This window comes from Agrobacterium sp. 22094 (assembly GCF_052046015.1).
GTDB lineage: Bacteria > Pseudomonadota > Alphaproteobacteria > Rhizobiales > Rhizobiaceae > Agrobacterium > Agrobacterium cavarae.
On the sequence record NZ_JBQEPX010000025.1, the window covers coordinates 1 to 432 of the forward strand.

Here is a 432-nt window from a genome sequence, read left to right on the forward strand (position 1 = left end):
TCGCATTGCTATCGGATCGCTCATATCAAAAAAGACACCTAATAATTCCTTAGCGTACGAAATCCGCGTTTTGTTTGCAAGACCCCTTATAGCACTAATTGGGCTAAAGATGAAAGAAATGAAAGTAAACTTTAATTTTGCTAGTTACAGTATTTTTATTATGCGATTTATTCTGTATAAGTGCACTTATACAGAATAAATCCCTCAATTTACGCTTTTTCTATTCTAAAACCAAATACTCCATCTTTTACTTTTACTAAATGTGTTCCAGACCAAAAAGTATGTACTTTAAAATAGTACCAATCTCCATTTTTTCTTAAATATTCTTTAATCTCATAACCTTCTTGTATAAGGTATTCTTTAATTTCATTTTCTTTATTACCAAACATACTAATTTCCCCCTTTCAAATAATTAAAATAATCCTATTAATC

General features: G+C 28.9%; 1 protein-coding gene. It reads right to left on the reverse strand.

The annotated features are described in order from the left end of the window. Nucleotides 1-209: 209 nt before the first annotated feature. On the reverse strand, nt 210-389 hold the full coding sequence (locus ACTJK5_RS23020) for a hypothetical protein (RefSeq protein WP_074541198.1): 180 nt from the start codon (nt 387-389) through the stop codon (nt 210-212). Nucleotides 390-432: the final 43 nt, after the last annotated feature.

What these genes read in the sequence shown, in the direction of transcription:
- ACTJK5_RS23020 (WP_074541198.1), bottom strand. Translation starts at nt 389, where the DNA reads ATGTTTGGTAATAAAGAAAATGAAATTAAAGAATACCTTATACAAGAA.